Origin of the sequence: Streptomyces sp. NPDC006739 (genome assembly GCF_042869815.1) — a bacterium.
Classification (GTDB): Bacteria; Actinomycetota; Actinomycetes; order Streptomycetales; family Streptomycetaceae; genus Streptomyces.
In genome coordinates, this window is sequence record NZ_JBIAGM010000008.1 from 195693 (window position 1) to 222127 (window position 26435).

26 protein-coding genes and 2 pseudogenes are annotated in these 26435 nt (G+C 72.0%); 17 read left to right on the top strand and 11 right to left on the bottom strand.

From position 1 onward, the window contains the following. Nucleotides 1-11: 11 nt before the first annotated feature. From ACFYMM_RS18450 to ACFYMM_RS18460, 3 genes and pseudogenes are all read right to left on the bottom strand, one after another. Complete coding sequence (locus tag ACFYMM_RS18450; protein ID WP_388387632.1) at nt 12-1310, bottom strand: alpha/beta hydrolase; 1299 nt, start codon at nt 1308-1310, stop codon at nt 12-14. 151 nt (nt 1311-1461) lie between these two features. Further along, complete coding sequence (rfbC, locus tag ACFYMM_RS18455; protein ID WP_388387634.1) at nt 1462-2058, bottom strand: dTDP-4-dehydrorhamnose 3,5-epimerase; 597 nt, start codon at nt 2056-2058, stop codon at nt 1462-1464. Nucleotides 2059-2452: 394 nt separating this feature from the next. Further along, a pseudogene (locus ACFYMM_RS18460) lies at nt 2453-2626 on the bottom strand (glycosyltransferase family 2 protein); the annotation flags it as partial. A gap of 221 nt (nt 2627-2847) precedes the next feature. Between ACFYMM_RS18460 and ACFYMM_RS18465 the strand changes: the two are divergent. Genes ACFYMM_RS18465 through rfbD form a run of 3 tightly spaced genes read left to right on the top strand, consistent with a single transcriptional unit; the run spans nt 2848 to nt 5776 of the window. Beyond that, a complete protein-coding gene (locus ACFYMM_RS18465; RefSeq protein ID WP_388387636.1) occupies nt 2848-3915 on the top strand; it encodes a glucose-1-phosphate thymidylyltransferase in 1068 nt (355 codons plus the stop codon). After that, on the top strand, nt 3912-4895 hold the full coding sequence (gene rfbB, locus ACFYMM_RS18470; RefSeq protein ID WP_388387638.1) for a dTDP-glucose 4,6-dehydratase: 984 nt from the start codon (nt 3912-3914) through the stop codon (nt 4893-4895). The genes ACFYMM_RS18465 and rfbB overlap by 4 nt, the downstream gene beginning before the upstream one ends. 32 nt (nt 4896-4927) lie before the next feature. Then, nucleotides 4928-5776: a dTDP-4-dehydrorhamnose reductase gene (gene rfbD, locus ACFYMM_RS18475; RefSeq protein ID WP_388387888.1), complete on the top strand. Its 849-nt coding sequence runs from the start codon at nt 4928-4930 to the stop codon at nt 5774-5776. A 77-nt stretch (nt 5777-5853) separates the two neighbouring features. On the opposite strand, the gene ACFYMM_RS18480 is transcribed toward rfbD, so the two are convergent. From ACFYMM_RS18480 to ACFYMM_RS18495, 4 genes are all read right to left on the bottom strand, one after another. Further along, on the bottom strand, nt 5854-6516 hold the full coding sequence (locus ACFYMM_RS18480) for a TetR/AcrR family transcriptional regulator (RefSeq protein WP_388387641.1): 663 nt from the start codon (nt 6514-6516) through the stop codon (nt 5854-5856). Nucleotides 6517-6659: 143 nt separating this feature from the next. Beyond that, nucleotides 6660-7349, bottom strand: coding sequence for an HAD family hydrolase (locus ACFYMM_RS18485; RefSeq protein ID WP_388387644.1), 690 nt, complete (start codon nt 7347-7349; stop codon nt 6660-6662). A 110-nt stretch (nt 7350-7459) separates the two neighbouring features. Beyond that, nucleotides 7460-8395 carry a M56 family metallopeptidase gene (locus tag ACFYMM_RS18490; protein WP_388387646.1) on the bottom strand — a complete coding sequence of 312 codons (936 nt, stop codon included), beginning with the start codon at nt 8393-8395 and terminating at the stop codon, nt 7460-7462. A 96-nt stretch (nt 8396-8491) separates the two neighbouring features. After that, complete coding sequence (locus ACFYMM_RS18495) at nt 8492-9064, bottom strand: DUF5134 domain-containing protein (RefSeq protein WP_388387648.1); 573 nt, start codon at nt 9062-9064, stop codon at nt 8492-8494. A gap of 145 nt (nt 9065-9209) precedes the next feature. Between ACFYMM_RS18495 and ACFYMM_RS18500 the strand changes: the two genes are divergently transcribed. Then, nucleotides 9210-10847, top strand: coding sequence for an FUSC family protein (locus ACFYMM_RS18500; RefSeq protein ID WP_388387650.1), 1638 nt, complete (start codon nt 9210-9212; stop codon nt 10845-10847). Beyond that, nucleotides 10844-11389, top strand: coding sequence for a MarR family winged helix-turn-helix transcriptional regulator (locus ACFYMM_RS18505; RefSeq protein WP_388387652.1), 546 nt, complete (start codon nt 10844-10846; stop codon nt 11387-11389). The genes ACFYMM_RS18500 and ACFYMM_RS18505 overlap by 4 nt, the downstream gene beginning before the upstream one ends. 39 nt (nt 11390-11428) lie before the next feature. Here ACFYMM_RS18505 and ACFYMM_RS18510 read toward each other — a convergent pair whose 3' ends face one another. Next, nucleotides 11429-11821: a VOC family protein gene (locus ACFYMM_RS18510; RefSeq protein WP_388387654.1), complete on the bottom strand. Its 393-nt coding sequence runs from the start codon at nt 11819-11821 to the stop codon at nt 11429-11431. Between the two features lie 69 nt (nt 11822-11890). Between ACFYMM_RS18510 and ACFYMM_RS18515 the strand changes: the two genes are divergently transcribed. Continuing rightward, nucleotides 11891-12430, top strand: coding sequence for a GNAT family N-acetyltransferase (locus ACFYMM_RS18515; protein WP_388387656.1), 540 nt, complete (start codon nt 11891-11893; stop codon nt 12428-12430). Between the two features lie 3 nt (nt 12431-12433). Here the strand turns inward: ACFYMM_RS18515 and ACFYMM_RS18520 are convergent, their stop codons facing one another. Further along, nucleotides 12434-13117, bottom strand: coding sequence for a glycerophosphodiester phosphodiesterase (locus tag ACFYMM_RS18520; protein ID WP_388387657.1), 684 nt, complete (start codon nt 13115-13117; stop codon nt 12434-12436). A 428-nt stretch (nt 13118-13545) separates the two neighbouring features. Here ACFYMM_RS18520 and ACFYMM_RS18525 point away from each other — a divergent pair, with 428 nt between their 5' ends. From ACFYMM_RS18525 to ACFYMM_RS18540, 4 genes are all read left to right on the top strand, one after another. Beyond that, nucleotides 13546-14943, top strand: coding sequence for a DUF6421 family protein (locus tag ACFYMM_RS18525; protein WP_388387660.1), 1398 nt, complete (start codon nt 13546-13548; stop codon nt 14941-14943). A 38-nt stretch (nt 14944-14981) separates the two neighbouring features. Then, nucleotides 14982-15728 (top strand): SDR family NAD(P)-dependent oxidoreductase, encoded by a 747-nt coding sequence (locus ACFYMM_RS18530; RefSeq protein ID WP_388387662.1) that lies wholly within the window; start codon nt 14982-14984, stop codon nt 15726-15728. Then, entirely contained in the window at nt 15725-16795 is a 1071-nt protein-coding gene (locus ACFYMM_RS18535; RefSeq protein WP_388387664.1) for a threonine aldolase family protein, read from the top strand. The genes ACFYMM_RS18530 and ACFYMM_RS18535 overlap by 4 nt, the downstream gene beginning before the upstream one ends. 86 nt (nt 16796-16881) lie before the next feature. After that, on the top strand, nt 16882-17484 hold the full coding sequence (locus ACFYMM_RS18540) for a transglutaminase domain-containing protein (RefSeq protein WP_388387667.1): 603 nt from the start codon (nt 16882-16884) through the stop codon (nt 17482-17484). A gap of 252 nt (nt 17485-17736) precedes the next feature. On the opposite strand, the gene ACFYMM_RS18545 is transcribed toward ACFYMM_RS18540, so the two are convergent. After that, a complete protein-coding gene (locus ACFYMM_RS18545) occupies nt 17737-18465 on the bottom strand; it encodes a lysophospholipid acyltransferase family protein (RefSeq protein WP_388387669.1) in 729 nt (242 codons plus the stop codon). 230 nt (nt 18466-18695) lie between these two features. On the opposite strand from ACFYMM_RS18545, the pseudogene ACFYMM_RS18550 reads away from it, so the two are divergent. From ACFYMM_RS18550 to ACFYMM_RS18570, 5 genes and pseudogenes are all read left to right on the top strand, one after another. Continuing rightward, a pseudogene (locus tag ACFYMM_RS18550) lies at nt 18696-19042 on the top strand (TlpA family protein disulfide reductase); the annotation flags it as partial. 220 nt (nt 19043-19262) lie between these two features. Further along, on the top strand, nt 19263-19772 hold the full coding sequence (locus ACFYMM_RS18555) for a flavin reductase family protein (RefSeq protein ID WP_388387671.1): 510 nt from the start codon (nt 19263-19265) through the stop codon (nt 19770-19772). A 219-nt stretch (nt 19773-19991) separates the two neighbouring features. Further along, the gene (locus ACFYMM_RS18560; protein WP_388387673.1) at nt 19992-20777 is read left to right on the top strand and encodes an electron transfer flavoprotein subunit beta/FixA family protein; all 786 of its coding nucleotides are present in this window, start codon (nt 19992-19994) and stop codon (nt 20775-20777) included. Nucleotides 20778-20849: 72 nt separating this feature from the next. Then, a complete protein-coding gene (locus ACFYMM_RS18565; protein WP_388387675.1) occupies nt 20850-21812 on the top strand; it encodes an electron transfer flavoprotein subunit alpha/FixB family protein in 963 nt (320 codons plus the stop codon). Between the two features lie 173 nt (nt 21813-21985). Then, entirely contained in the window at nt 21986-23290 is a 1305-nt protein-coding gene (locus ACFYMM_RS18570; protein WP_388387678.1) for a DUF6986 family protein, read from the top strand. Nucleotides 23291-23320: 30 nt separating this feature from the next. On the opposite strand, the gene ACFYMM_RS18575 is transcribed toward ACFYMM_RS18570, so the two are convergent. Continuing rightward, entirely contained in the window at nt 23321-24382 is a 1062-nt protein-coding gene (locus ACFYMM_RS18575) for a LacI family DNA-binding transcriptional regulator (RefSeq protein WP_388387681.1), read from the bottom strand. Nucleotides 24383-24621: 239 nt separating this feature from the next. On the opposite strand from ACFYMM_RS18575, the gene ACFYMM_RS18580 reads away from it, so the two are divergent. Together ACFYMM_RS18580 and ACFYMM_RS18585 are read left to right on the top strand one after the other, a co-directional pair. Beyond that, complete coding sequence (locus tag ACFYMM_RS18580; RefSeq protein ID WP_388387683.1) at nt 24622-25572, top strand: ROK family protein; 951 nt, start codon at nt 24622-24624, stop codon at nt 25570-25572. 536 nt (nt 25573-26108) lie between these two features. Further along, the gene (locus ACFYMM_RS18585; RefSeq protein WP_388387685.1) at nt 26109-26312 is read left to right on the top strand and encodes a hypothetical protein; all 204 of its coding nucleotides are present in this window, start codon (nt 26109-26111) and stop codon (nt 26310-26312) included. Nucleotides 26313-26435 lie beyond the last annotated feature (123 nt).

Below are 26435 nucleotides of genomic sequence, written 5' to 3' on the forward strand. Positions count from 1 at the left end.
GGGGCCGCCCGTCACCTGCGCTTCGCCTCGGTGGGCGTGGGCTCCGGGCCTCCGGCTCGCACGTTACTGGTGTGGCCCGGGGCGGGCCGGCCGGTGGCGGCCGGTGCCTTCTGCTTCGGGTGGTGGCGGATCGCCAAGTCCTGGGGGAAGGTGAGCTGCTGGTTCATCCACGTCAGGGCGGCGGGCATCTCCCGTACCCAGGTCGGGAAGTTGTGGCTGCCCTGCTCCGGCAGGATCGACGCGACCCGCATGGGTGCCTTGACGGCCTTGATGAAGGCCACCGTCTGCGCGTAGCCGCGCTCGCCGTGCTTGCTCTCGGCGACCAGGACGGACACCGGGGGCACCGGCAGGTGCTGGAGCCGCCACATCAGATCGTGCTCGTTGACCCGCTTGACGCGGTCCGGGCCGTTCCCGAACAGGTTGCCGGTGGTGGGGTCGTCCTTGACCTTGTAGTCGGGCGACAGCGCGGCGGCGGTGGTGTACACGTGCGGGTCGCGCATCGCCAGCTGCAGGGAGCAACTGCCCCCGGAGGAGTAGCCCATGACGCCCCAGGCGTTGGCGTCGTGGCCCACCCGGTAGGCGGACCTCAGGGCGTCGGGGAGGTCCTGGGCCAGGAAGGTCTCGGTCTGCGGGCCGCCCGGGACGTCCACGCACTCGGTGTCGCGCGGCGGGGCGACCGTCGGCCGGATCATCACCACGATCGTCGGCTGCATCCGGCCGCTCTTCTGCAATTGCCCGGCGATCTGCGACACCCGCAGGTGCTGCGCGAGGTTGAAGATGCTGCCCGGGTAGCCGCTGAGCGCGACGATCACCGGGAAACGCTGCAACTGGTAGGCCTTCTGGAAGTACTGCGGGGGCAGGTAGACGAACGCCGGGTCGACCACGCCCGTGCGGCGGCCGATGACCCTCACCGACTCCACCCGCCCGTTCACGGCGGCGGGACCGGTGGGCAGTCCGCTGACCCGGCTCAGCTGCTCGTTGCCGGCCGGCTGTATGAGCGCCCCCTTCGCGGAGACGCCGTCGATCGGGCCAGGGCCGCCGTCGCCGACCGCCTGCGTCAGGTCGACGGGGGCGGTGTCGACGTTGCCGAACAGCTCGCCCCACGACCCGAAGAACTGGTACGACGAGTTCAGCGCGCAGGCGAACGCGGCGAGGATCGTCACCTGGGTCACCCCGATGGCCGCCAGCCGCCCCAGCACCTGCCACAGCCCCGCACTGGCCAGCCGCGGCCACACCCAGACCAGCAGCGCCACGCAGCCGGCGGCGACGGCCGCCAACACGTACACGGTCGTCTCGCTGGTCAAACCCATGCCACTCAACCCGGTTTTCCTTGCCCGTTCGGTTTCTTTCACCCAGAAGGAGGGTTCTGGATGCTCCCGCGTTCCCTGACGATCACTTGGAGATCGAAGATGCGGGCTCTTTCGTGCGTCCGCGAAAGGGCCCGAGTCTTCTGAGTGACTGTCAGTCGCGGCGCGGTGCCCTGCGGTAGGCGACACAGTCCTCGTAGGCCGGGAGCAGACCCTCGGCCTCGGCCTCGGCGAGCGTCGGCGCCTGCTCGTCCTTCGGGGACAGCAGCGGTTCGATGCCGGCCGGCCACTCGATGCCGAGTCCGGGGTCGAGCGGATGGATGCCGTGCTCGCGCTCGGGGGCGTACCCCTCGGAGCAGAGGTAGACCACGGTCGCGTCGTCCGTCAGGGCGAAGAAGGCATGGCCGAGGCCCTCCGACAGGTAGACGGCGTGATGGGTCTGGTCGTCGAGCCGGACCGCCTCCCACTGCTTGTACGTCGGTGAGCCGGCGCGGATGTCGACGGTCACGTCGACGACCGCGCCGCGCACGCACTTGATGTACTTGGCCTGGCCCGGCGGGACGTCGGCGAAGTGGATGCCCCGCAGGGTTCCGCGCCTGGAGACCGAGCAGTTGGCCTGGGCGAGGGTGAGGTCCTGGCCGGTCGCCGCGCGGAAGTCGGCGCCCCGGAACCACTCGTGGAAGCTGCCACGCTCGTCGGGGAAGACCTTGGGCTCCAGCACCCAAGCGCCCTCAATGGCCAGTGGTCGCATATGTCGTTTCCTCGCTCGCTCGGTTCGGCTGCTTCGTCGGACGGGCGGCGACCGGGCGGGCCGGGCCGGCCGCGCGGGCGGTCTGCGTGGCCGGAACGCGGACGGCGCTGTTGCCCGCGGCGTCCGTCGGTGTCAGGGTGACCTCGGTCTCGCCCGGCACGTGCAGCGGCAGGGCAACGGTGAGGCGGCCGGGGTCCGCCGTGACGGCGACGTCGGCGGGGGACAGGCCGGCGAACTCGTGCGAGATCCGCTTGGTCTGCTGGTCGACGTCGAGCGAGAGGTTGCCGTGCGGGCCGGTCCAGTACGGGAGAACCAGGTGCGGCGGGGAGCCGATCAGGGCGGCGCCGCGCCCGCGCCGCGCCTGTCCGCCGCGCACGGAACCGAGGCGGGTCTCGAACTGGATGAACTCGCTCAGGGCGGCGGCGATGGCGGCATTGCGCGGCTTGCCCGACCACCCGGACGGCTCCTGGTGGATGTCACGCATGTGCGGGTGTTCGGCGGCGAGCCGGTCCTCGGTGCACTCGCCCGGGTTGTAGACCGGGACCACCACGCTCACCTTGATGGGCATGTGTCTTCTTCCGCCTCGGTTACCTCGGGTCACCGCCTCATGACCCGGCGCGCGCGCCGCTCACACGTTCGGGTAAGGCTAGCCGGTCACGGTCACGTCGCGCGCACGTCACATGACACCCCCGGGCGCAAACGGATCACAAAAACCCCGCAACGGTTTGGTGAACTATGATCGAACACATGCGCCGGGGCTTGACGAGAACCCCCGTTAGGATGCGCCGCATGAAGGCCCTCGTTCTCTCCGGTGGCTCGGGCACCCGCTTGCGTCCGATAACCCACACCTCGGCCAAGCAGTTGGTGCCCGTCGCCAACAAGCCCGTGCTGTTCTACGGGCTGGAGGCCATCGCCGACGCCGGCATCACCGAGGTGGGGATCATCGTGGGTGACACCGCCGAGGAGATCCGGGAGGCCGTGGGTGACGGCTCGAAGCTCGGGATCGAGGTCACGTACATTCCGCAGGACAAGCCGCTCGGTCTGGCCCACGCGGTGCTCGTCGCACGCGAGTTCCTCGGTGACGACGACTTCGTGATGTACCTCGGCGACAACTTCGTCGTCGGCGGCATCACCGGCCTCGTCGACGAGTTCCGTACCGAACGCCCCGACGCGCAGATCCTGTTGACCCGGGTCCCCAACCCGACGTCGTTCGGTGTCGCCGAACTCGACGAGAACGGCCGCGTCAAGGGCCTGGAGGAGAAGCCGAAGCAGCCCAAGAGCGACCTCGCGCTGGTGGGTGTGTATCTCTTCACGCCCGCCATCCACGAGGCCGTCCGCTGCATCGAGCCCTCCTGGCGCGGCGAGCTGGAGATCACCCACGCCATCCAGTGGCTGATCGACGAGCGCAAGGACGTCCGCTCGACGACCATCTCCGGTTACTGGAAGGACACCGGGAACGTCGCAGACATGCTGGAGGTGAACCGTTCCGTCCTGGAGACGCTCGAACCCTGCGTCGAGGGGTCGGTCGACGAGTCCAGCGAGATCATCGGCCGGGTGCGGATCGACGCCGGTGCCGAGGTCCGCGGATCGCGCATCGTCGGCCCCGCCGTCATCGGCCCGGGCACGGTGATCAGCGACTCCTACATCGGGCCGTTCACCTCGGTCTCCGGCGACTGCCGGATCGTCGACAGCGAGGTCGAGTACTCCATCGTCCTGCGCGAGTCCTCCATCACCGGCGTGCGGCGGGTCGAGGCCTCACTCATCGGCCGCAACGTCGAGGTCACTCCCGCACCCCGCAACCCCGCAGCCCACCGACTCGTCCTCGGCGACCACAGCAAGGTGCAGATCTCTTCATGACCACCAAAATCCTGGTGACCGGCGGCGCCGGCTTCATCGGCTCCCACTACGTGCGTACCGTGCTCGGCCCCGAGGGCCCGGGCGACGTGGCGGTCACCGTGCTGGACAAGCTCACCTACGCGGGAAATCCGGCCAACCTCGACGAGGTGCGCGACCATCCGGGCTTCGCGTTCGTCCAGGGCGACATCTGCGACCCCGAGCTGGTCGCGAAGCTGATGGCCCAGCACGACGAGGTGGTGCACTTCGCCGCCGAGTCGCACGTGGACCGGTCCATCGACGGCGGCGCCGAGTTCGTCCGCACGAACGTGGTGGGCACGCACACCCTGGTCGACGCCGCCCACCGGGCCGGCATCAAGACCTTCGTGCACATCTCCACCGACGAGGTCTACGGCTCGATCGACGAGGGCTCCTGGCCGGAGACCCACCCGCTGCAGCCCAACTCGCCCTATTCCTCGGCCAAGGCGTCCAGCGACCTGATCGCCCTGTCGTACCACCGCACGCACGGCCTCGACGTGCGGGTGACCCGCTGCTCCAACAACTACGGGCACCACCACTTCCCCGAGAAGGTCATCCCGCTGTTCATCACGAACCTGCTGGACGGCAGGAAGGTCCCCCTGTACGGCGACGGCGGCAACGTCCGCGACTGGCTGCACATCGACGACCACGTCCAGGGCGTCGACCTGGTGCGCACCAAGGGCCGGCCCGGCGAGGTCTACAACATCGGCGGCGGCACGGAACTGACCAACAAGGAGCTGACCGACCTCCTGCTGGAGGCCTGCGGCGCCGGCTGGGACAGCGTCGAGTACGTCCAGGACCGCAAGGGCCACGACCGCCGCTACTCCGTCGACTGCACGAAGATCCGTACGGAGCTGGGCTACGAACCCCGCAAGGACTTCGTCACCGGCCTCGCCGAGACCGTCGCCTGGTACCGGGACAACCGCGACTGGTGGGAGCCCCTGAAGGAGCGCGCGGCGCTGTGACATCCACCTGGCTGATCACCGGTGCGGGCGGAATGCTCGGCAAGGACCTGCTGGCGCGCCTCGCGGCCGACGGGGAGCGGACGGTGGGGCTGACCCGGGGCGCCCTCGACATCACGGACCCGGAGGCGGTGCACGGCGCGGTCGCCGAGCACCGGCCCGACGTGGTGGTCAACTGCGCCGCCTGGACGGCCGTGGACGACGCGGAGACCCAGGAGGCCGACGCCCTGAGGATCAACGGCGACGGTCCCCGGAACCTGGCGGCGGCCTGCGCCAGGACCGGCGCCAGGCTGCTCCAGGTCTCCACGGACTACGTCTTCGCGGGCGACGGCTCCTCTCCGTACGCGGAGGACGATCCGGCGGCGCCACGCAGTGCCTACGGCCGCACCAAGTTGGCCGGCGAACAGGCGGTGCTGAGCGCGCTCCCCGACGCGGGCCATGTGGTGCGCACGGCGTGGCTCTACGGTGCGGGCGGCGGCAATTTCGTCCGTACGATGATCAAGCTGGAGGGCGTCAAGGACACCCTCGACGTGGTCGACGACCAGCGGGGCCAGCCCACGTGGACCGTCGACCTCGCCGACCGGCTGGTCCGCCTCGGGCGCCTGGCGCTGGCCGGGGCCGCCCCGGCCGGGATCTACCACGGCACCAGCGGCGGCGAGACCACCTGGTTCGCCCTCACCCGGGAGATCTTCCGGCTCCTCGGCGCGGACCCCGAGCGGGTACGGCCGACCAGCAGCGCCGCCTACGTCCGCCCGGCTCCCCGGCCGGCCTACGGTGTCCTCGGCCACGACCGCTGGCCGGCCGTCGGCGTCGAGCCGATCCGTGACTGGCGCGAGGCCCTGCACGAGGCGTTCCCGGCGCTGCTGGCCGCCGAGCGGCCCTGATCCGGCCGCGCACGTCCGCTACGGGGAAGAACGCCTGCGGCGGCGCAGGTCGATGACTCCGCCGCCGGCCGGACCCGCTACTCGCCCCGTTCCTCCGTCGCGAAGAACCGCGACAGATCCCGCTCGCACACCCCCGCGCCCGCGTCGCTCTCCGGCGGGACGCCCAGCTCCCAGTCGAGCCCGTACCGCTCGAACAGCTCGGCCCGCAGCACCGGGACGGGCATCGCCACGCCCGGGACCAGCGCCGCGTACACCGCCCCCATCAACAGGGCGCGCAGCATCGGATAGCCGGCCGCGAGGTCCCCGGAGCCGTACCGGGCGACCGTCTCACCGAGCAGTTCGCCCAGCCGTCGCTGCTCCGGGCACTGCACCAGGCCCTCGTCGTGCAGCAGTCCGGCCATGTGCTGTCGCATCAGTACCGGCCGGTCGCGCGCCAGTCCCAGGATCGCGTCGATGGCCCGGGCCAGCCGCTCCGGACCGTCCTCGGTACGCGGTTCGCGCTCCAGCGCCTCCTCCAGCGTGCGGTGCATCAGCCGGTGCACGGCGGACTGCACCAACTGGCGTTTGCCGGGGAAGTAGTACGAGACCAGCCCGCGTGCCGAGCCCGCGCGGTCCGCGATGTCGCCCAGCGTGGTCGCCTCGAAGCCGTGCTCGCCCACGAGTTCGACCGCGGCCTGCAAAAGCCGCTCCCGGGAACGCCGTCGCAACTCTTCATTGACCGAGGCGCTGCGCGGGGACATCCTGTAACTCCTGCGTTGACTGGCTGCCGGCCAACTGTACTCAGCGCGGCGGCTCCGCCCTGCGTGGGCCCCGCTCAGGGCTGCCGTCCGTCTGGGGCGACACGGGGGATCGTCTCAGACGGACGGCGCGCGGGCGCCGGACCTCAGCTCACCAGGTCCAGCACGGGCAGCAGCGCGTCGGGCCGTTCGGCCACCGGCAGATGGTCCACGAAGTGCACCCGGCAGCCCAGCGCGGCGGCGCCGCCGTCGGCCGGCCGGCTGTCCCCGACCATCAGCGTCTTCTTCGGATCGACGCCGAGCGCGTCGCAGGCGGTCGCGAACAGCCGTGGGTCCGGCTTCTGGACGCCGTGCTCGTACGACAGGACGTACGCGTCCACATAGGCGTCGAGGCCGTGCTCGCGGAAGACCGGCCGCAGGTCCCAGCCGATGTTGCTGACCACGCCGACCCGGATCCCGCGCTCGCCCAGCGTGCGCAGCACATGCCCGGCGTCGGGGTACGGCGACCACGCGGCCGGTGACATGTGACGGTCGTACAGCGCGTCGTGCAGGGCGGGGTCGGGCAGCGGAACCCGCCGGGACAGGCCGGTGTACGCGGCCCGGTGCAGTTCCGCGCTCTCGTCCCGCACCGCCCACACCCCGGCGAGATCCTCCGGCAACCCGGCCGGGGGCGCCCCGCCGGCCAGCGCGCCCGCCGTGTCCAAGGCCTGTGCCGCCTCGGCCAGTTCCGGCTCGGGCAGGACGAGTCCGGCCTCCGCCAGTACGGCACGCAGCCAGGACTCGGTGGACTCGACGCGGAAGAGCGTTCCGGAGAAGTCGAAGAGCACAGCGGTCATGCGCCGGACTCTACCCGCGCTCGTGTACGGCGCGCTGGCCTGACCACCGCGGCGGCCGCCCGGGACACGGGCCGGGCCCGGCGGTCGCGCCGCCGGGCGGCCCGGCGCGGTCAGCCCAGGGTGCGCAGTGCCGGGACGAGTGCCACGAGTACCGGGATCACCGGCACCAGCGCGGCGGCCGCCGTGAGCCGGAAGCGGTGCATCGCGGTGAGGCGGTCCGGGGGAGTGAGCAGCCGGTGCACGCGCTGCGGGACGTGCGCCTGCGGGGTCGGGGAGGGACCGAACACCCCCCGGTCCTCGTTCAGTTCGACCAGGGCGAGGGCCGTCGTGAGGCGGCCGAAGCGGCGGGAGGCCATGTCGTCGGCGGCCAGTTCGACCAGCCGGTGCATCTCGTCACGGAACCCGGCGAACACCGGCACCTGCGGGAACCCGCCCGCCAGCGCGGCCGAGCAGTGCAGCAGCCAGTCGTGCCGGGCCTGTGCGTGCCCCTGCTCATGGGCGAGCAGGGCGTCCAGCTGACGCCCCTTCAGCCGGCGCAACGCGGCGGTGGTGACCACCAACCGCGGTGCCGTCCCGGGCAGCCACCAGGCGTCGGGCCGCTCGCCCTCCAGGATGACCAGTCGTCCGCCCGCGGGCTCCTCGCCCGGCAACAGCGGCGCTCGCACCAGGAGTTCGGCCCGTCCCCGGCGCCGTCGCGCCCTGGCCCGTACGACCTCGCGCACCAGCATCGCCAGGCTCCACAGACCGGCGCAGGCGAGCGTCACCGCGGTCGCCGCCGCCCAGGGGCTCCGCGCACCGAGGCCGTAGGCGTCGGCGATCCCACGGGGAGCGGTACCGAACACATGCCCCCGCACCGCCTGCCAGGCCGCCGCCGCGCTGAGCGTCATCGCCAGTGCGCAGCACAGCAGCACGGCCGCCACGACGCACTGCCACACCCACAGGGCGACCACCGGCTCCTGGTCCGCCCAGTCGGCCCGGGCGAGCAGCCTCGGGGCGACCACGGCGGTCAGGGTGCCGAGCAGCAGCAGTGCCACGGGGACCGTCATGGTCAGCACCCTATGAGCGCCGGACCGCTCACGGGTACGGTCCATCGAGCCAAAGTGACGCAGGCAACGGCTGCGCAGCGCGCGGGAACGGGCCCGTCAGAGTGTCAGCAGCATGGCCACCATCCCGATCCCCATCGACAGCCGGCACGCCCGCGCCAGCTCGGGCCGGTCCCCCCACCGCACGACCCCCGTCCCGCCCGCCACGGCGGAGGGCACCAGCCGGGCACCGGACAGCAGTACGTAGCCGGTGAAGTAGAGGAGCAACACCGCGGTCAGCGGGGGCACTCCGGCACCGTGGTGCGTGTGCTGGTGGGCGGGGGAGGCGGCCATCACGACCGCCATGTAGGCCATGGCCGCCGTCCCCACCAGATGGTGCAGGTGGTGCAGGCCTCCCCGGCCGCCCCGGCCTCCCCGGCTGGTCCGGGCGGCCCACAGGGCGCGCAGCGCGGCGGCGCCGAACACGGCCGCGTACAGCGGCCAGGTCCACGGCGGCGGGGTGAACACCGTGGCCGGCACGGCCATCGCGGCCATGCCGAAACCCATGAGCGCCTCGCCGCCGGCGGCGCGCCGCTGCTCCTCGACGTTGCTGCGCATCCGCAACAGGCAGTAGGCCCCGGTCGCCGCGCACAGCGCGACCAGCAGCCAGCCGGGCGAAGCCGGTCCGTGCACACGCGCCTCCCCGCACCCCGCACCCTTTCGACGTCCCGTCGAGGGATGCGATGCCCGGGACACGCGGCGCGCACGCGAGCGCAGGGGGGCACGCGAGGAGCATTCGGAAGTGTTTTACTTGTAAAACACATGCTAAATTAGTCGCATGAGCAGTGCGACCCCCTTGCGCCTCCCCCTCGCCGGGGTGCTGCGCCTCGGCCGGCCCTCCGACATCTGGTTCAAGCCGGCGCTGAGCGCGGTCGCCGCCGTAGCCCCGCCCCTTCTGACCCTGCCGGCCCTCGGCCGCCTCGATCTCGCCATGTACACGATGGCCGGATCCCTGTGCGCGCTCTACGGCCACCACCGGCCCTACGCCACCCGGGCCCGCGTCCTGGGCCGGGTGGTGGCCGGCATGGTCGGCGGACTCGCTGTCGCCCTGGTCAGCGCGTCCCTCACCGGTGACGCCGCGGTGCTGGTCGCCGTGGGCGCCCTGCTGGCCGCCGTGCAGAAGACCGTGTGCGACGCCTCACGGGTGGGGCCGCCCGGGAACGTGGTCCTCACCTTCGTCAGCTCCGCCTCCCTGTTCGTGCCGCAGGACCTCGGTCAGGTCCCCGGCCATGTCGCACTGGCGCTGGCGGCGGGCGCCTGGGCCTGGCTGATCGGCATGGCGCCCGCGCTGGTGCGCCCGCACGGCCCCGAGCGCCGCGCCACCGCCCAGGCGCTGAACGCCGCCGCCGCGTACGCCACCACGCACGACATCCGAACGCGTGCGACGGCCGCAGCGGCCGTGCACGCGGCCCGGCAGGCCCTGCACGCCACCGGCCAACGGCCCGACCCCACCCGTCACGCCCTCGCCCATCTCCTCACCCACGCCGAAACCACCCTCGTTCTCCCCGCCGCCACACCCCCGGAACGACTCCGCACCTGGGCCCACACCGTGCGCGGCACGGGACGCGCCCCGCGTGCGGCGGCCGGCGAGGTCGCCGGCGTGGAGGTCCTCGGGGGCGGATCCGCCGCCCCGCGTGCCTCCCTGCCGTACCGGACCGGCCCCCTCGTGCCGCTCGCCGTCCGTACCGCGACCGGGTGTGCCCTCGCCGGGTACGTCTCCCTCGCGCTCGGCGTCGGCCGGCCCTACTGGGCCGTGGTCACCGCGGCCTCCCTCTTCCAGGCCAACGTCACCCTCACCTGGAGCCGGGGCGTCCAGCGCGTCGTGGGGAACCTGCTCGGCGTCCTGGTGTTCGCCGCCGTCGTCCCGCTCGCCCACCTGCATCCGGCGCTGCTGGTGCTGCTCTGCCTGGCCTTCAACTTCGGGGCCGAGGCTCTGATGGGCCGCAACTACTGGCTGGGCAGCGTCTGCGTGACCCCGATGGCCCTGCTCGTCACGGAGTTCGCCCGCACACAGGACCCGGGCCGGCTGATCACCGAGCGGGTCGCGGACACCCTTGTCGGAGCGCTGGCCGGCTTCCTCGCGGCCGTGGCCGTCACCAACCGGCGGGCCGGCGACCACCTCGAACACGCCCTGACCGCGGCCGAACAGGCTCGCGAACGCGCCGCTCGCCTGCTCGCCGAGCGGCATCCCGAGCCCCGCGCCCTCGAAGCGGCCCGCCGCTCGCTGGCCGCCGCCCTGGTAGAACTGCGCGCCACGGCCGACGCCGCATCCGGCGAGTGGTGGCAACGCGCGCTGCCCGAGGAGCGGGTCGTGCTCACCGAGCGGTCCGGACACCGTACGCTCGCGGCGACGGTACGACGCCAGGAGCTTCCGCCCGAGGTGGAGCCGAGGACTACGGAGGACGTACGGCCATGACGGCGACGAACGGACGACCGGCGGCCGGCGACGCGGCGGGGGGCGACACCGTCGCCGCGGTCGTGCGGCAGTGGCGGGCCGTCCACCCCGAGCTGGACACCGGGCCCATGGAGGTCATCGGCCGCATCAACCGCTGCGCCGCCCTCCTCCAGCAGGCCGAGGACGCCCCGTTGCGCCGCGCCGGCCTCAGCCGCCCCGAGTTCGACCTGCTCGGCGCGCTGCGCCGCACCGGCCACGAGCTGACCCCGAGCGAACTGACCAGGGAGACGTTCTCCTCGGGCGCCGCCGTCACCAAGCGGCTCAAGCAGCTCACCGAGCGCGGCCTGGTCGAGCGCCGCGGCGACACCCGGGACCGTCGGGTCGCCCACGTCCGCCTCACCGACACCGGCCGTGACCTGGTCGACGGCATCCTGCCCGAGCAACTCGCCTACGAGACGGCTGTCCTGTCCGTCCTGGCCCCCGAAGGCCAGGACGAACTGGCCGCACTCCTGGCCGACCTGCTCGGCCGCCTGGAGGGCAGGATGGGCGCACTGCGGACATGAGCCCCAGCCCCCGTCCCGCGCCCCACACCGCCCCGACGTCTAGATCCCGGGCCGGGACCGCAGCGGATGGTCCCCCGGGACCTCCACCAGCACGATCCGCGTCCCGTCCGGATCGTTGATCCACATCTCCACCAGGCCCCACGGCTCCTTCACCGGCGGACGCGCGATCTCGACACCCCTGGCCAGCAGCTCCTCCTGGACGGCGGCCACGTCCTCCACCTGCAGCCACAGCCGCACGGCGGGCGAGGGCGGCGTCTGCGAACGGCCCGAGACCTCCAGGAAGCCGCCGCCGAGGAAGTAGACGGTCCCGCGCTCCGGGCCCTCACCGAACTCGCGGTAGACGGAGAGGCCCAGCTGCTCCCCGTAGAACACACGGGAGCGCTCGGGGTCGCGGGGGTGGAGGAGTGTCCGGCTGCTGAGTACGTGCACCATGCACCCGGAGCTTAGTGGCAGGGTTACGCTCAACCCCTCTTCACCCGAGCCCCGACCGGAGACCGCCCCATGGACACCACCGCCACCGGACTGACCTTCCGTGACGCCACCGACGCCGACGTGGACGCGCTGGTCGCGCTGATCGAGTCGGCCTACCGGGGCGACGACAGCCGGGCCGGGTGGACCACCGAGGCGGACATCCTCCAGGGGCAGCGGACCGATCCCGAGGGCGTGCTCGCGGTGATCAAGTCGGCCGGCAGCCGGCTGCTGACCGTCGAGCGGGACGGCGCGGTGATCGCCTGCTGCCAGCTGGAGCACCGCGGTGACCACGCCTACTTCGGCATGTTCGCGGTCAGCCCGGCCCTTCAGGGCGGCGGCCTGGGCAAGGTGATCATCGCGCGGGCGGAGCACGAGGCCCGCGAGACCTGGGGCGTCACCGAGATGCACATGACGGTGATCTCCGTGCGCGAGGACCTCATCGCCTGGTACGAGCGCCGCGGCTACCGCCGTACGGGCCGCATGACGCCCTTCCCGTACGGCGACGAGCGCTTCGGCGTCCCGCAGCGCGCCGACCTCCAGTTCGAGCTGCTGGTCAAGCCGCTGGTGTGACGGTCAGGCCGTGAAGCGGCCGGTGCGCTTGATCTCCGGGTAGTCGGTGGTGGCGCCGTCCAGCCCGAGGGCCCGCACCAGCCGCAGGTGGTCCTGCGTGTTGACCACCCAGCCGATGACCCGGAGGTCCGCCTCGCGGGCGTGCTCGACCACCTCCAGGGTCAGCCGGCGGATGTCGAGGCACACGGTCGCGGCGCCGACCTCGACGGCGCGTTCCACCACCTCGGTGCCGTAGCGGTCGGCGATCAGCGCCGTCCGCACACCCGGCACCAGCCGGGCGATCTCGGCGACCGCCTCGTCGTGGAAGGAGGACACCTCCACCCGTGAGACGAGGTCCCGCCGGTGCAGCACCTCGGCGAGCGCCCGGGCCGCCGCCACATCCTTGATCTCGGCCTGCAGCGGGGCCGTCACCGCGTCCAGGACCTCTTCGAAGAGCGGCACGCGCTCTCCCAGACCCGCGTCCAGGGCACGCAGCTCGGCGAGGGTCTTCTCGGCGACCGGGCCGCTGCCGTCGGTCGTGCGGTCCACCTCCGTGTCGTGCATGACGACCAGCGCGCCGTCCTTGCTCAGGTGCAGATCGAGTTCGATCAGGTCGAGGCCGGCCTGCTGGGCGGCGACGAAGGAACGGAGGGTGTTCTCGGGCTCGACACCCATGACCCCGCGGTGACCGATGGTAAGGAAGTTCAAGGTTCAACTCGCTTCCGTCGACGGCGGCTCGGCGCCCGCGCGGAACCGGACGGACGTCACTGTCCACGCGGCAGAGTCGCAGCCTAATGGCCGGGACCTGCGATGAACCCGCACCTGCGCGGGGGATTGGGCCGACAGGGCGGACGGCGCCTGGCCGGTACCCGACCCACGGTCACCCTGGGGTGGGCGAGTCCCCCAGGGATTGACCACTCGGATCAGGCCGGAACCGAGCGGTCGCCGGAGCCGGTCCGGCGCCGGGGCCGCCGTACCCTCATCGAAGCGAAAGTGAGCGCCATCACGGTTTACGACAGGAAAAACGTCGGTGACCATGCGGGTGCACAGGATAATTTCCCGAGCCTCCCCTTGCTGGGAGAAAGGTTGTATGCATACGGTGTCCTTACGCGAGCTTCTCCCGTGGAGGATGGGTCATGACGGAAATTCTTGTGCAGGTGGGTGTGGAGGGTCAGATTCCTCCCGCGACCAGGGTGGTCGAGCACCCGGCGTGGCCCGTGCTCAAGGATGCCGTGGAACGGATCCGGCCATGGCAGTCCAAGGACGGGTCCATCGACTTCGACGCCGAGGGCGCTCCGGACCCGGCCGAGGCCGACCTCGCCGTACGCCGGGTGATCGACGCCGTGGCCGAGCTGTCCCCGCTGCTGCCGCATGACGCCGCCTACCACGAGGCCCTCGTCAAGGACCTGCGCGGCTGGGCCGACGACGGCTTCCGGGTGCCGGACTTCCTCGACTCGCTGCTGGCCTTCCAGCCCGCCGCACACCGCGCGGACGGCCTGCAGCACCTGGTCGTCTTCCCGATGTACACGCAGAACGGCAACCCGGACCGCAACCTGGAGGCGGTCGTGCTGCGGATGGTCTGGCCCGACTGGCTGGCCGAGCTGGAGCGCAGCCGCTACGACAACCCGCTGTTCTGCGGCATCACGTTCGAGGACTTCACGGCCGGTTACGACACCAACTCCGCCGTCCTCTTCCCCGAGACGATCGCCGTGCGCGAGGCGCCGGAACGATTCTCCTGGGGCGGTATCTTCTGCGACCGCGAGGCCGCCCGCTTCCGCCGGGTGACCGACGCGGCCGTGGACATCCTGGGCCTGCGGCTGCCCGAGGACATCGCCGCGATGGTCCACGACCAGAAGCGCTGCGAGGAGGCCTTCGTCCTGTGGGACATGGTCCACGACCGCACCCACAGCCACGGCGACCTGCCGTTCGACCCGTTCATGATCAAGCAGCGCCAGCCGTTCTGGATGTACGGCCTGGAGGAGCTGCGCTGCGACCTCACCGCCTTCAAGGAGGCCGTCAAGCTGGAGGCGGACGGCGTCCCGCAGGCCCGTGACGTGCAGTACGCGGTGCTCTTCGACCGCATGTTCCGCTTCCCGGTCACCGGCGAGCGGGTGCGCAACTACGACGGCCTCGGCGGCCAGCTGCTCTTCGCCTACCTGCACAAGCACGACGTCGTCCGCTGGACCGACAACAAGCTCGCCATCGACTGGGAGCGCGCCCCGCAGGTCACCAACCAGCTGTGCGCCGAGATCGAGCAGCTGTACAAGGACGGCATCGACCGCCCCAAGCTGGTGCACTGGTTCGCCGGCTACGAGCTGGTCTCCACCTACGTCGCCCCGCACCCCGGCTCCAAGTGGGCCAAGGGCCCGGACGCCCTGGACCTGACCCAGCCGCCGCGCAAGCTCGTCGACGACGTGCTTCCGGACGAGTTTCCGCTGAGCATGTTCTATGAGGCGCTGTCCAAGAAGCTGAAGAACGTGATCGCCTCCACCAAGGGCATCACGGCGGACGACGCCGAGCGGATCGCCGCGTGAGCGACCGCGACCGGAACACTGCTCAGGAGGCGAGGAACATGCGGAACGGGGCTCTCAGCGGTGCGGTGATCGCGGTGGCCGGCGCGGGCGGACCGGCGGGACGCGCGGCCCTGATGCGCCTGGCCGAGGCCGGGGCGACCGTCATCGGCGCGGACAACGACCCGCAGCGGCTGTCGGAGGCCGTGGACGCGGCCCGCTACGCCTCCGGGGGCGCCAGCGTCATCGGCGACACGGTGGACCTGCTCGACCTGCAGTCCACCCGGGACTGGGCCGCCCACATCGAGAAGGACTTCGGGCGCGTCGACGGCCTGGTGCACCTGGTGGGCGGCTGGCGCGGCAGCGAGACCTTCACCAAGACCGTTCTCGACGACTGGGACTTCCTGGAGCTGCTGCTGGTCAAGACGGTGCAGCACACCTCCCTCGCCTTCCACGAGGCGCTGCGGCGCAGCGAGCGCGGCCGGTACGTCCTGATCAGCGCGGCCGGTGCCTCGAAGCCGACCGCCGGCAACGCCGCCTACTCCGCGGCCAAGGCCGCCGCCGAGGCCTGGACGCTGGCCATGGCCGACTACTTCCGCAAGGCGGCCGGCGCCGAGGAGCTGACCTCCGCGGCTACGATCCTGGTGGTGAAGGCGTTGGTGCACGACGCGATGCGCGCCGACCGCCCCAACGCGAAGTTCGCGGGCTTCACGGACGTCAAGGACCTCGCCGAGGCCATCGAGGACGTCTGGAGCCGGCCCGCCGCCGAAGTGAACGGAAACCGTCTGTGGCTGACCGAGAAGCCGTGAACCCTGCCAGGACCGACGCCCGTCGCCACCACGACCCGCAGATCCGCGGTTTCGCCAGTGACAACTACGCGGGAGCCCACCCGGAGGTGCTGGCCGCACTGGCGCTGGCCAACGGCGGCCACCAGGTGGCCTACGGCGAGGACGACTACACCGAGAACCTCCAGCGGATCATCCGCAGCCACTTCGGCGCGAGCGCGCAGGCCTTCCCCGTCTTCAACGGCACCGGCGCCAACGTCGTCGCGCTCCAGGCGGTCACCGACCGCTGGGGCGCGGTGATCTGCGCCGAGAGCGCCCACATCCACGTGGACGAGGGCGGGGCGCCCGAGCGCATGGGCGGGCTGAAGCTGCTCACCGTACCCACGCCGGACGGCAAGCTCACACCCGAGCTGATCGACCGGCAGGCGTACGGCTGGGAGGACGAGCACCGGGCGATGCCCCAGGTCGTCTCGATCACCCAGAGCACCGAGCTGGGCACCCTCTACACGCCCGGAGAGATCCGCGCGATCTGCGAGCACGCCCACGCACGCGGCATGAAGGTGCACCTGGACGGCTCCCGGATAGCCAACGCGGCCGCCTCCCTGGACGTGCCCATGCGGACGTTCACCAACGCGGTCGGCGTGGACATCCTCTCCCTGGGCGGCACGAAGAACGGCGCCCTGTTCGGCGAGGCGGTCGTGGTCCTCGACCCCGACGCCGTCAGCCATATGAAGCACCTGCGCAAGCTGTCCATGCAGCTCGCCTCCAAGATGCGTTTCGTCTCCGTGCAGTTGGAGGCGCTGCTCGCCAAGGACCTGTGGCTGCGCAACGCCCGGCACGCCAACGACATGGCCCAGCGGCTGGCCGAGGGCGTGCGGGCCGTGCACGGCGTGGAGATCCTCCACCCGGTGCAGGCCAACGGGGTCTTCGCCAGGCTTCCGCACGACGTCGCCGAGCGGCTGCAGCAGCGGTTCCGGTTCTACTTCTGGGACGAGGCCGCCGGGGTGGTGCGCTGGATGTGCTCCTTCGACACGGCGGAGGAGGACGTGGACACCTTCGTGGCGGCCCTCAAGGAGGAGATGGCGCGATAGTCACTCTCCCCACGGACATGCATAGGTATGCGGTTACCTGAAAAGTCATTGACTCTTGGGTGATCGCATTCCTATGCTCTTTGGGCATGGAGCCGACCGAGCTGATCCAGGACACCCCCGACCTGTCCCGCTACTTGACCGCCGACGAGGTCATCGACCACGACCACCCGCTCGTGCGGGAGACCGCCGCCCACCTCGCCAAGGAGGCGGCGGACTCGTATGCCTATGCGAGGGCCGCCTACGAGTTCGTGCGCGACGTCATCCCGCACTCGGCGGACGCCGAAGACCCCCGGGTCACCTGGCGCGCCTCGGACGTCCTCGGACAGCGCACCGGCATCTGCCACGCCAAGGCGCACGCCCTGGCCGCGCTCCTGCGTGCCGAGGACATCCCGACGGCGCTGTGCTACCAGCGCCTGCGGCACGACGACGGCAGCGGTCACGTCGTCCACGGTCTGGTCGCCGTACGCTTCCACGGCGCCTGGCACCGGCAGGACCCACGCGGCAACAAGCCGGGCGTGGCCGCCGGATTCTCCCTCGACGGCGAACGACTGGCCTGGCTGCCCGACCCCGAGTCGGACGAGGCGGACTACCCCACCCTGTACGCGGCGCCCCATCCGGACGTGCTCGCCGTCCTGAAGGCCGCGCCTGACCGCTCGCACCTGTGGCGGACGCTGCCGGCCGCGCTCTAGCCGCTACGACCGGAAAGGTTCACCGGCTCGCGACGCCCGGCACGGCGCTCCCCCAGCCTTCGGCCGGGGGTACCCCCACGCCGCGTTGTCGCATCACCCGAGTACGTCCAGTACGCGGGCGACGCTCCGCCTTGCGATGTGTTCCCCCACTGCCTGAACGGCGTGGGAGGTGCCCCCAGCACCGGACGCCGCGAGCTTTTCGGCAAACCTTTCCGGCCACAGCACCAGCCGGGCCCGCCGGCCCGCGCGGTGTCAGTGTGCCTGCGCCGCGCGCAGTGCCTCCGGCGTCGGCGCCGTGCCGCCCAGGTGGGCGGGCAGCCACCAGGAGTCCTCCGCGCCCCTGGGGCCGGCCGGGTAGGTGCGCTGGGCCGCCTCCAGCAGCTCCTGGACGCGCTCGCGCAGGCGGCGTGTGATGGCACCCGCGTACTGCTCGCGCGGGGCCTCCACCGCCTCGCCGACCCGGATGGCGATCGGGGTGTGACTGCGCCTGAAGTTGCGCGGGTGTCCCTTGGTCCACAGCCGCTGGGTGCCCCAGACCGCCATGGGGATCAGCGGGACGCCCGCCTCCTGGGCCAGCCGGGCCGCACCCGACTTGAAGCTCTTCAGGGTGAAGGACTCCGAGATCGTGGCCTCCGGGAACACCCCGATGACCTCACCGGAGCGCAGCGAGTCCAGCGCGTGCGCGTAGGCCGTCTCACCCTGCTCGCGGTCCACCGGGATGTGCTTCATCCCGCGCATCAGCGGCCCGGACACCTTGTGCCGGAAGACCGCCTCCTTCGCCATGAAGCGCACCAGACGCTTCTGCGGAAGGGCCGCCAGGCCGTTGAAGATGAAGTCCAGGTAGCTGATGTGATTGCTCACCAGCACCGCGCCGCCCGAGCGTGGGATGTTCTCCGACCCCTTGCAGTCGATCTTGAGGTCCCAGACCTTGAACAGCGTCCTGGCGAAACCTACGACGGGACGGTAGACCAGCTCTGCCATGGGCGGGGTGGACCCTTTCTGCTCTGCCTGGGAAAGGGAGGGCTCCCGGCGGGAAAGTTACGCAGCCGTAGGTTTACGGCGTCTCGCAGATCGTGCCCGAATAACGGGCGGGGAGCCAGCCCTGGTGCCCCGGCGCGGCGAGATCCTCGTCACGTCGGCCCAGCGGCGGCAAGGGCGGGAATCTTCGGGGGCCGACGGGCGCTTGTCCGGAGGAGGACCGGCCGAACGGGCGGCGGAGCGGGAGGGTGCGGTGCGCGGACGGGACGACGACAGGCGCCTGGGTGCGGCCGAACTGGGCGGTGAACTCGGCGAGCGGGCCACGCTCGTGCAGTTCTCCAGCGCCTTCTGCGCGCCCTGCCGGGCCACCCGGCGGGTGCTCGGCGAGGTGGCGAGGATGGTCCCGGGCGTCACCCACGTCGAGATCGACGCCGAGGCCCGTCTGGACCTCGTACGCGACCTGGAGATCCTCAAGACGCCCACCGTGCTGGTGCTGGACGCGGACGGCCGGGTGGTGCGCCGCGCCGCCGGACAGCCGCGCCGGGCCGATGTCATCGCGGCGCTGGGGGAGGCGGTTTGACGGCCGCTCGAAGGGCGGTGCGGGCCGCGGTGAGGCATCTCCCAGATCCCGGAACGTACTTGACTGCGCTCACCACGTATCGTCAGCCTGACCCTGTGCCTATGGAACTCCTTCTCTTCGGACGGGTCCACGTCGACCTCGCCCGCACCGCGAGCGCGCGCTGTCCGGGCTGTTGAGCAGCCACGAATCCGCTCGTCACTCCCCGCAGAAGGACAATTCCATGAGGGCCACACCCGAACTCGGCACTCCCCAGCTCGCCTCTCCCGACCTGCTGCGCTCCGCCTTCCGGCGCCATGCCGCCGGTGTGGCGGTGATCACCGCCCGTGGCGCCTCGGGCCCGGTCGGCTTCACCGCGACCTCCCTCACCTCCGTCTCCGCCGAGCCGCCGATGCTCTCCTTCGGCATCGGCACCGGCGCGTCCAGCTGGCCCGCCATCGCGGAGACGGACCACGTGGGCGTCCACATACTCGGCGAGCACCAGAGCGGGCTGGCCGCCACCTTCGCCCGCAGCGGCGCCGACCGCTTCGGGGCGCCCACCGCCTGGCGCGAGGGCCCCGAGGGCGTCCCCCTGCTCGACGACGTCCCGGTCTGGCTGGTGTGCCGGATCGCCGGGCGGGTCCCGGCCGGCGACCACCGCATCGTGCTCGCCGAGGTCGTCCAGGGGGATCCCACCGGTCCCGGCCGGCCCCTGCTGTACCACCAGGGCGGCTTCAACGGACTGCGTGACTGATCACGCGGCTCCCGGCCTGCGGAGTCGTCGAGTTCCGGTTACGCTGCGTTGCGAAGGTCACAGTTCAAAGCGCTTGCTTAGCGGGAACGAACTGGGTGTACTGACGAGTAATATTTCGGTCGGAGCGCGCGGACGCCCCGACCGGGATCGGCCGCTTGTGGCGCCTATGCTGCCTGCAAGAGGCAGCCCGGAAATGACGATTGCAGTAGGAGAGCCGGCGTGAGCTTGAGGATCGTTGTCACTGTGAAGTACGTGCCCGACGCCACTGGCGACCGGCACTTCGCCGATGACCTGACCGTCGACCGCGACGACGTGGACGGGCTGCTCTCCGAACTGGACGAGTACGCGGTCGAACAGGCCCTCCAGATCGCGGAGAACGCGGACGACGCCGAGGTCACCGTCCTGACCGTGGGCCCGGAGGACGCCAAGGACGCGCTGCGCAAGGCGCTGTCCATGGGTGCGGACAAGGCGATCCACGTCGAGGACGACGACCTGCACGGCACCGACGCCATCGGCACCTCCCTGGTCCTGGCCAAGGCCATCGAGAAGGCCGGCTTCGACCTGGTCGTCTCCGGCATGGCCTCCACCGACGGCACCATGGGCGTCGTACCGGCGCTGGTCGCCGAGCGCCTGGGCGTCCCGCAGGTCACCCTGCTGTCCGAGGTCTCGGTCGAGGACGGCACGGTCAAGGGCCGCCGGGACGGCGACGCCGCCTCCGAGCAGCTGGAGGCCTCCCTGCCGGCCCTCGTGTCGGTCACCGACCAGTCGGGCGAGGCGCGTTACCCGTCCTTCAAGGGCATCATGGCGGCCAAGAAGAAGCCGGTGGAGTCTTGGGACCTGTCCGACCTGGACATCGAGGCCGAGGAGGTCGGACTCGAGGGCGCCTTCACCAAGGTCGAGACCGTCGCCGAGCGCCCGGCCCGCACCGCCGGCACGATCGTCAAGGACGAGGGCGAGGGCGGCAAGCAGCTCGCCGAGTTCCTCGCGAGCCAGAAGTTCATCTAAGGGTCTGCGGCCCTTCGCGGCTCAACCCCCTCACCGCCCGCCAGACTTCGCATTCCGCAGGAGAGCATTCCCATGGCTGAAGTTCTCGTCTACGTCGACCACGTGGACGGTGCCGTCCGCAAGCCCACCCTGGAGCTGCTGACCCTGGCCCGCCGAGTCGGCGAGCCGGTCGCCGTCGCGCTGGGCAACGGCGCCGCCGACACCGCCGCCGTCCTCGCCGAGCACGGCGCGGTCAAGGTCCTCACCCACGAGGCGTCGGAGTACGCCGAGTACCTGGTCGTCCCGAAGGTCGACGCGCTGCAGGCCGCCGTCGAGGCCGTCTCCCCGGCCGCCGTGCTGGTCCCCTCCTCCGCCGAGGGCAAGGAGGTCGCCGCGCGGCTGGCGCTGCGCATCGGCTCCGGCATCATCACCGACGCCATCGACCTGGAGGCCGGCGACGAGGGTCCGGTGGCCACCCAGTCGGTGTTCGCCGCGTCGTTCACCACCAAGTCCCGTGTCGTCAAGGGCACCCCGGTCATCACGGTCAAGCCGAACTCGGCCGCCGTGGAGGCCGCCCCGGCCGCCGGCGGCGTCGAGGCGCTGTCCGTGACCTTCTCCGACAAGGCCACCGGCACGAAGGTCACCGGCCGCACCGCCCGTGAGTCGACGGGCCGCCCGGAGCTGACCGAGGCCGCGATCGTGGTCTCCGGCGGCCGTGGCGTCAACGGTGCCGAGAACTTCTCGATCATCGAGGCCCTCGCCGACTCCCTCGGCGCGGCCGTCGGCGCCTCGCGCGCCGCCGTCGACGCCGGCTGGTACCCGCACACCAACCAGGTCGGCCAGACCGGCAAGTCCGTCTCGCCGCAGCTCTACATCGCCAACGGCATCTCCGGCGCCATCCAGCACCGGGCCGGCATGCAGACCTCGAAGACGATCGTGGCCGTCAACAAGGACGCCGAGGCCCCGATCTTCGACCTGGTCGACTACGGCGTGGTCGGCGACCTCTTCGACGTCGTCCCGCAGCTCACCGAGGAGATCAAGACCCGCAAGGGCTGATCCCGGGCACCGACACCACGAGGCCCCCGCGACCGGCACCGGTCGCGGGGGCCTCGTGTGTGTCGCGGGGGAGGGACCATGGGACGGACGGGTGTTGACCTGCGCGAAGGAGCCCGGATAACTTCACTCTACGGATTGTTGATTCCGTACAGCGGAAATATGGAGGGTGTGGGATGGGTCAGGGCCAGCAGGAGCACGTGGCGACGAGCCTCGCGGGCGCCGTCAGCGAGGAGATCAGCGCCTCCCTCGCCCCGGTCGACGCCGAACTGGAACGCCGCTACCCCGGAGACCCGGGCACCCGCCAGCCGGTCCACACGGTCTACGTCCCGGCTGACGCCTTCGCCGCCGACACCCTGCGCACCTGGGGCGACCGGGCCCTGGCCGCCCTCGACGCGCACGCGCCGGACGCCGCCTCCTTCGCCGCCGTCCTCGGGCTCGGCGAGGACCTCGCCGAGCCCGTCTACCGCAGGGTCCGCGCCAAACTGGAGCGCGAGCCGGTGGAAGACCTGCGCGTCGACTTCGAGGACGGCTACGGCCCCCGCCCGGACGCCGAGGAGGACGCGGCGGCGGCCCGCACGGCCCGGCTGATCGCCGAGGCGTACGCGAACGGCACGGCGGCGCCGTACATGGGCATCCGTATGAAGTGCATGGAAGCCGCGGTGCGCGACCGGGGGATCCGCACCCTGGACGTCTTCCTCACCGCTCTGCTGGAGGCGGGCCCGCTGCCCGACGGCCTGGTGCTGACCCTCCCGAAGGTGACGTACGCCGAGCAGGTCGGCGCCTTCGTACGCCTCCTGGAGGCCTTCGAGAAGGTCCATGGCCTGGAGGCCGGCCGCCTCGGCTTCGAGATCCAGATCGAGACCAGCCAGTCCATCCTCGCCGCCGACGGCACCGCCACCGTCGCCCGCATGATCCAGGCCGCCGAGGGGCGGGCCACCGGACTGCACTACGGCACCTTCGACTACAGCGCCTGCCTCGGTGTCTCCGCCGCCCACCAGGCCAGTGACCACCCGGCCGCCGACCACGCCAAGGCGGTCATGCAGGTCGCGGCCGCGGGCACCGGCGTCCGGGTGTCCGACGGCTCCACCAACGTGCTCCCCGTCGGCCCGACGGCGAAGGTCCACGACGCCTGGCGGCTGCACTACGGCCTCACCCGCCGCGCCCTGGCCCGCGCCTACTACCAGGGCTGGGACATGCACCCCGGCCACATCCCGACCCGCTACGCGGCCGTCTTCGCGTTCTACCGCGAGGGCTTCGAACAGGCGGCCGGCCGTCTCGCCCGCTACGCGAACCGGGCCGGCGGGGACGTCATGGACGAGCCCGCCACCGCCAAGGCCCTGGGCGGCTATCTGCTGCGCGGCCTGGACTGCGGGGCTCTGGACATCGCCGAGGTCGCCCGGCTGACCGGTCTGACCCGCGCCGACCTGGAGGGCTTCGCGGCACCCCGGCGCGGCGACCTGACGGCCTCCGCCAAGTGACGCGGTCCCGCACGAGGCGCCGGTGGTGGCTCAGTCCGCCGGGGGCAGCTCGCCCGAGCCGCGGGTGATCAGGCGGGTGGGCAGCTCGATGCGCTCGGGAGCGACGAGGGTGCCGTCCAGTTGGCGGAACAGACGTTCGGCGGCCGTACGTCCGAGGGTCGCCGCGTCCTGGGCGACGACCGTGACGCCCGGCTGGAGCAGGTCGGCCAGCTCGATGTCGTCGAATCCGACGAGGGCGACGGGCCGGGCCTGTTCGGCGAGGACGCGGATCACGGTGACCGTCACCCGGTTGTTGCCGGTGAAGAGCGCGGTGACGGGGGAGGGGCCCGAGAGCATCTCCTCCGTCGCCCGGCGCACCCGCACCGGATCCGTCGCACCGAGGGACATCCAGCCGTCCTCGACGGGTATCCCGGCGTCCTCCATGGCCGCCCGGTAGCCGCGCAGCCGCTCGGCCGCGGTGTGGATGCGGGGCATGTCGCCGATGAAGCCGATCCGGCGGTGGCCGCGGGCGATCAGATGGGCCACGCCGTCGCGGGCACCGCCGAAGTTGTCGGACAGGACGACGTCCGCGTCGATCCGGCCGGCGGGGCGGTCCACGAACACGGTGGCCACCCCCGCCCTCATCTCCGGTTCCAGGTAGCGGTGGTCGTCCCCGGCCGGGATCACCACCAGCCCGTCCACGCGCCGCGCGCACAACGCCAGCGCCAGTTCCTGCTCGCGCTCCGGGTCCTCGGCGCTGGAGCCGTTGATCAGCAGGGCGCCGTGGGCCCGGGCCACCTCCTCGACCGCGCGGCTGAGGGGGCCGTAGAAGGGGTCGGCGAGGTCCTCCAGCACCAGTCCTATGCTCGCCGTACGGCCCTTGCGCAGCACCCGCGCGCTGTCGTTGCGGCGGAATCCGAGCGCGTCGATCGCCTCCTGGACCCGGCGCTCGGTGTCCGCGGTCACCCCGGGCTCGCTGTTGACCACCCGGGAGACCGTCTTCAGGCCGACGCCCGCGCGTGCCGCCACGTCCTTCATGGTCGGGCGGTTGCCGTAGCGAGTCCCGGAGGTGCGGTCGGCGGGGCGGTCTGCGCGGCGGGTGGTCTCGGGCACGATGCGGCGTCCTGTCCTGTCGTCCACGGGGATCGTCGCCCACGGGGGATGCGTCGATCCCTTGTTTGTATGAGGATGTGGCGTCGAGCATAGAGCCTGGACAACGTTGTCAGATGCGGGAGAGACTGTCCACCGCTGTTCTCCGGCCCGCGCCCCCACCGCTCGGCCGGTCCGACGGCTCTGCCTTGCTTCGCGAGGTCCTTCTTGCCTCTCAAGGTTCTACGGGAGATCTGACTCTGATGCACACCGACATGGTGGCGGCTCTCGACATCGGCGGCACCAAGATCGCCGGCGCGCTGGTGGACGGCGACGGACGGATCCAGGCGCGCGCCCAGCGCGCGACGCCCGCGCGGCAGGAGGGCGAGACGGTCATGCGGGCCGTCGAGGAAGTGCTCGGCGAACTCGCCGGGTCACCCCTGTGGGGACGCGCCGACTCGATCGGCATCGGCAGCGCCGGTCCGGTGGATGCCTCGGCCGGTACGGTCAGCCCGGTGAACGTACCGGGCTGGCGGGACTTTCCGCTGGTGGAGCGGGTACGTGCGGCCACCGGCGGGCTGTCGGTCGAGCTGATCGGCGACGGCGTGGCGATCACCGCCGCCGAGCACTGGCAGGGTGCGGCGCGTGGCCACGACAACGCGCTTTGCATGGTGGTGTCCACGGGCGTCGGCGGCGGCCTGGTGCTGGGCGGCCAGCTGCATCCCGGTCCCACCGGCAACGCGGGCCACATCGGCCACATCAGTGTCGACCTGGACGGCGATCCCTGTCCGTGCGGCTCGCGGGGCTGCGTGGAGCGCATCGCGAGCGGCCCCAACATCGCCCGGCGGGCGCTGGAGGACGGCTGGCGGCCCGGCCCGGACGGCGATGCCTCGGCCGCCGCGGTGGCCGCCGCCGCCCGGGACGGCGACCCGGTCGCCGTGGCCTCCTTCGAACGGGCCGCGCAGGCGCTGGCCGCGGGCATCGCGGCCACCGCGACCCTGGTCGAGATCGACATCGCGGTGATCGGCGGCGGGGTGGGCAAGGCCGGCGAGGTCCTCCTCGCCCCCCTCCGCAAGGCCCTCGCCGACTACGCGACCCTCTCCTTCGTCCAGCACCTGACGGTCACACCCGCCCAGATGGGCACGGACGCGGGCCTGGTCGGCGCGGCGGCGGCCGCCCTGACGCGGCGGCCGGACGCCACGGCGGTGGTCTGAGGTTCCGCTCGGCGCGGCCGGCGGTTGTGGGCGCGGGCCTTCTCGGCCGTCAGCCACCGCGGTCGCCTGGGGGCTTGACCTGGCTGCGGCGGCGGACGTCCGGCCTCGGTCGGTCCGGGCACGCCCCGGGCACGCCCCGGGTGCGACGGGGGCCGGGGACCGGCTCAGCGGGGTGGGCCCGGCGCACGGTGGCGGGGCTCGGGGCGGTTTCCCCGGGTAGGCCGCACGGCGACGGTGGCGGGGTCTGGGAGGGAGGGCGCGCCGGGCACGCCGGGCCCCGTGGTGACGGCGGCCTGGGACTGGTCGGGCCGGGCGGCCGTACGGCGACGGCGGCAGGGGATGAGCTCGGTTCGGGGAGGCAGCCCGGTTGGGCTGGTTGGGCTGGTTGGGCTGGTTGGGCTGGTTGGGCTGGTTGGGCCGGTGGGGCCAGTGGTTCGGTGCTGGGCATTCCTCGCCGGGTGCGTCTTCGGTGTCCTCGTGGCACCGCCTGTTCGGTTTGGCGTGACTCCGGGGCCGGTTCCGCAGTTGAACCGGGCATGAAGAAGCGCAGCATGCTCGCCATCGCCAGTCTCGCCACCGGATTCGTCGTGGCCGCCATCACCCCGTCCCACGGCACCGGGCACCCGGACCAAGGCGCCCTCGGCGACCCCCGTGTCTCGGGCAGCACCCTGGACGGGACCGGCCACGTGGCCGGCCAGGAGGGCCCCGTCGCCGAGGACAACGCCCCCGGGGGGCAGTGACCCGAGCCGGGAGCGAAACGCCGGTGCCGGTGTTCCGGCGTTTCGCGCGCCCTCAACTGGATCTGGTTTCCGTGGCAGTGTGGAGCGGGCAAGCCACAGGGGGCCAACAGAAGAGGGGGAGTC

Coding starts and splice junctions, on each gene's coding strand:
- ACFYMM_RS18450 (WP_388387632.1), bottom strand. CDS start 1,310: ATGGGTTTGACCAGCGAGACGACCGTGTACGTGTTGGCGGCCGTCGCC.
- rfbC (WP_388387634.1), bottom strand. CDS start 2,058: ATGCGACCACTGGCCATTGAGGGCGCTTGGGTGCTGGAGCCCAAGGTC.
- ACFYMM_RS18465 (WP_388387636.1), top strand. CDS start 2,848: ATGAAGGCCCTCGTTCTCTCCGGTGGCTCGGGCACCCGCTTGCGTCCG.
- rfbB (WP_388387638.1), top strand. CDS start 3,912: ATGACCACCAAAATCCTGGTGACCGGCGGCGCCGGCTTCATCGGCTCC.
- rfbD (WP_388387888.1), top strand. CDS start 4,928: ATGCTCGGCAAGGACCTGCTGGCGCGCCTCGCGGCCGACGGGGAGCGG.
- ACFYMM_RS18480 (WP_388387641.1), bottom strand. CDS start 6,516: ATGTCCCCGCGCAGCGCCTCGGTCAATGAAGAGTTGCGACGGCGTTCC.
- ACFYMM_RS18485 (WP_388387644.1), bottom strand. CDS start 7,349: ATGACCGCTGTGCTCTTCGACTTCTCCGGAACGCTCTTCCGCGTCGAG.
- ACFYMM_RS18490 (WP_388387646.1), bottom strand. CDS start 8,395: ATGACGGTCCCCGTGGCACTGCTGCTGCTCGGCACCCTGACCGCCGTG.
- ACFYMM_RS18500 (WP_388387650.1), top strand. CDS start 9,210: ATGAGCAGTGCGACCCCCTTGCGCCTCCCCCTCGCCGGGGTGCTGCGC.
- ACFYMM_RS18505 (WP_388387652.1), top strand. CDS start 10,844: ATGACGGCGACGAACGGACGACCGGCGGCCGGCGACGCGGCGGGGGGC.
- ACFYMM_RS18510 (WP_388387654.1), bottom strand. CDS start 11,821: ATGGTGCACGTACTCAGCAGCCGGACACTCCTCCACCCCCGCGACCCC.
- ACFYMM_RS18515 (WP_388387656.1), top strand. CDS start 11,891: ATGGACACCACCGCCACCGGACTGACCTTCCGTGACGCCACCGACGCC.
- ACFYMM_RS18525 (WP_388387660.1), top strand. CDS start 13,546: ATGACGGAAATTCTTGTGCAGGTGGGTGTGGAGGGTCAGATTCCTCCC.
- ACFYMM_RS18530 (WP_388387662.1), top strand. CDS start 14,982: ATGCGGAACGGGGCTCTCAGCGGTGCGGTGATCGCGGTGGCCGGCGCG.
- ACFYMM_RS18540 (WP_388387667.1), top strand. CDS start 16,882: ATGGAGCCGACCGAGCTGATCCAGGACACCCCCGACCTGTCCCGCTAC.
- ACFYMM_RS18545 (WP_388387669.1), bottom strand. CDS start 18,465: ATGGCAGAGCTGGTCTACCGTCCCGTCGTAGGTTTCGCCAGGACGCTG.
- ACFYMM_RS18555 (WP_388387671.1), top strand. CDS start 19,263: ATGAGGGCCACACCCGAACTCGGCACTCCCCAGCTCGCCTCTCCCGAC.
- ACFYMM_RS18565 (WP_388387675.1), top strand. CDS start 20,850: ATGGCTGAAGTTCTCGTCTACGTCGACCACGTGGACGGTGCCGTCCGC.
- ACFYMM_RS18570 (WP_388387678.1), top strand. CDS start 21,986: ATGGGTCAGGGCCAGCAGGAGCACGTGGCGACGAGCCTCGCGGGCGCC.
- ACFYMM_RS18580 (WP_388387683.1), top strand. CDS start 24,622: ATGCACACCGACATGGTGGCGGCTCTCGACATCGGCGGCACCAAGATC.
- ACFYMM_RS18585 (WP_388387685.1), top strand. CDS start 26,109: ATGAAGAAGCGCAGCATGCTCGCCATCGCCAGTCTCGCCACCGGATTC.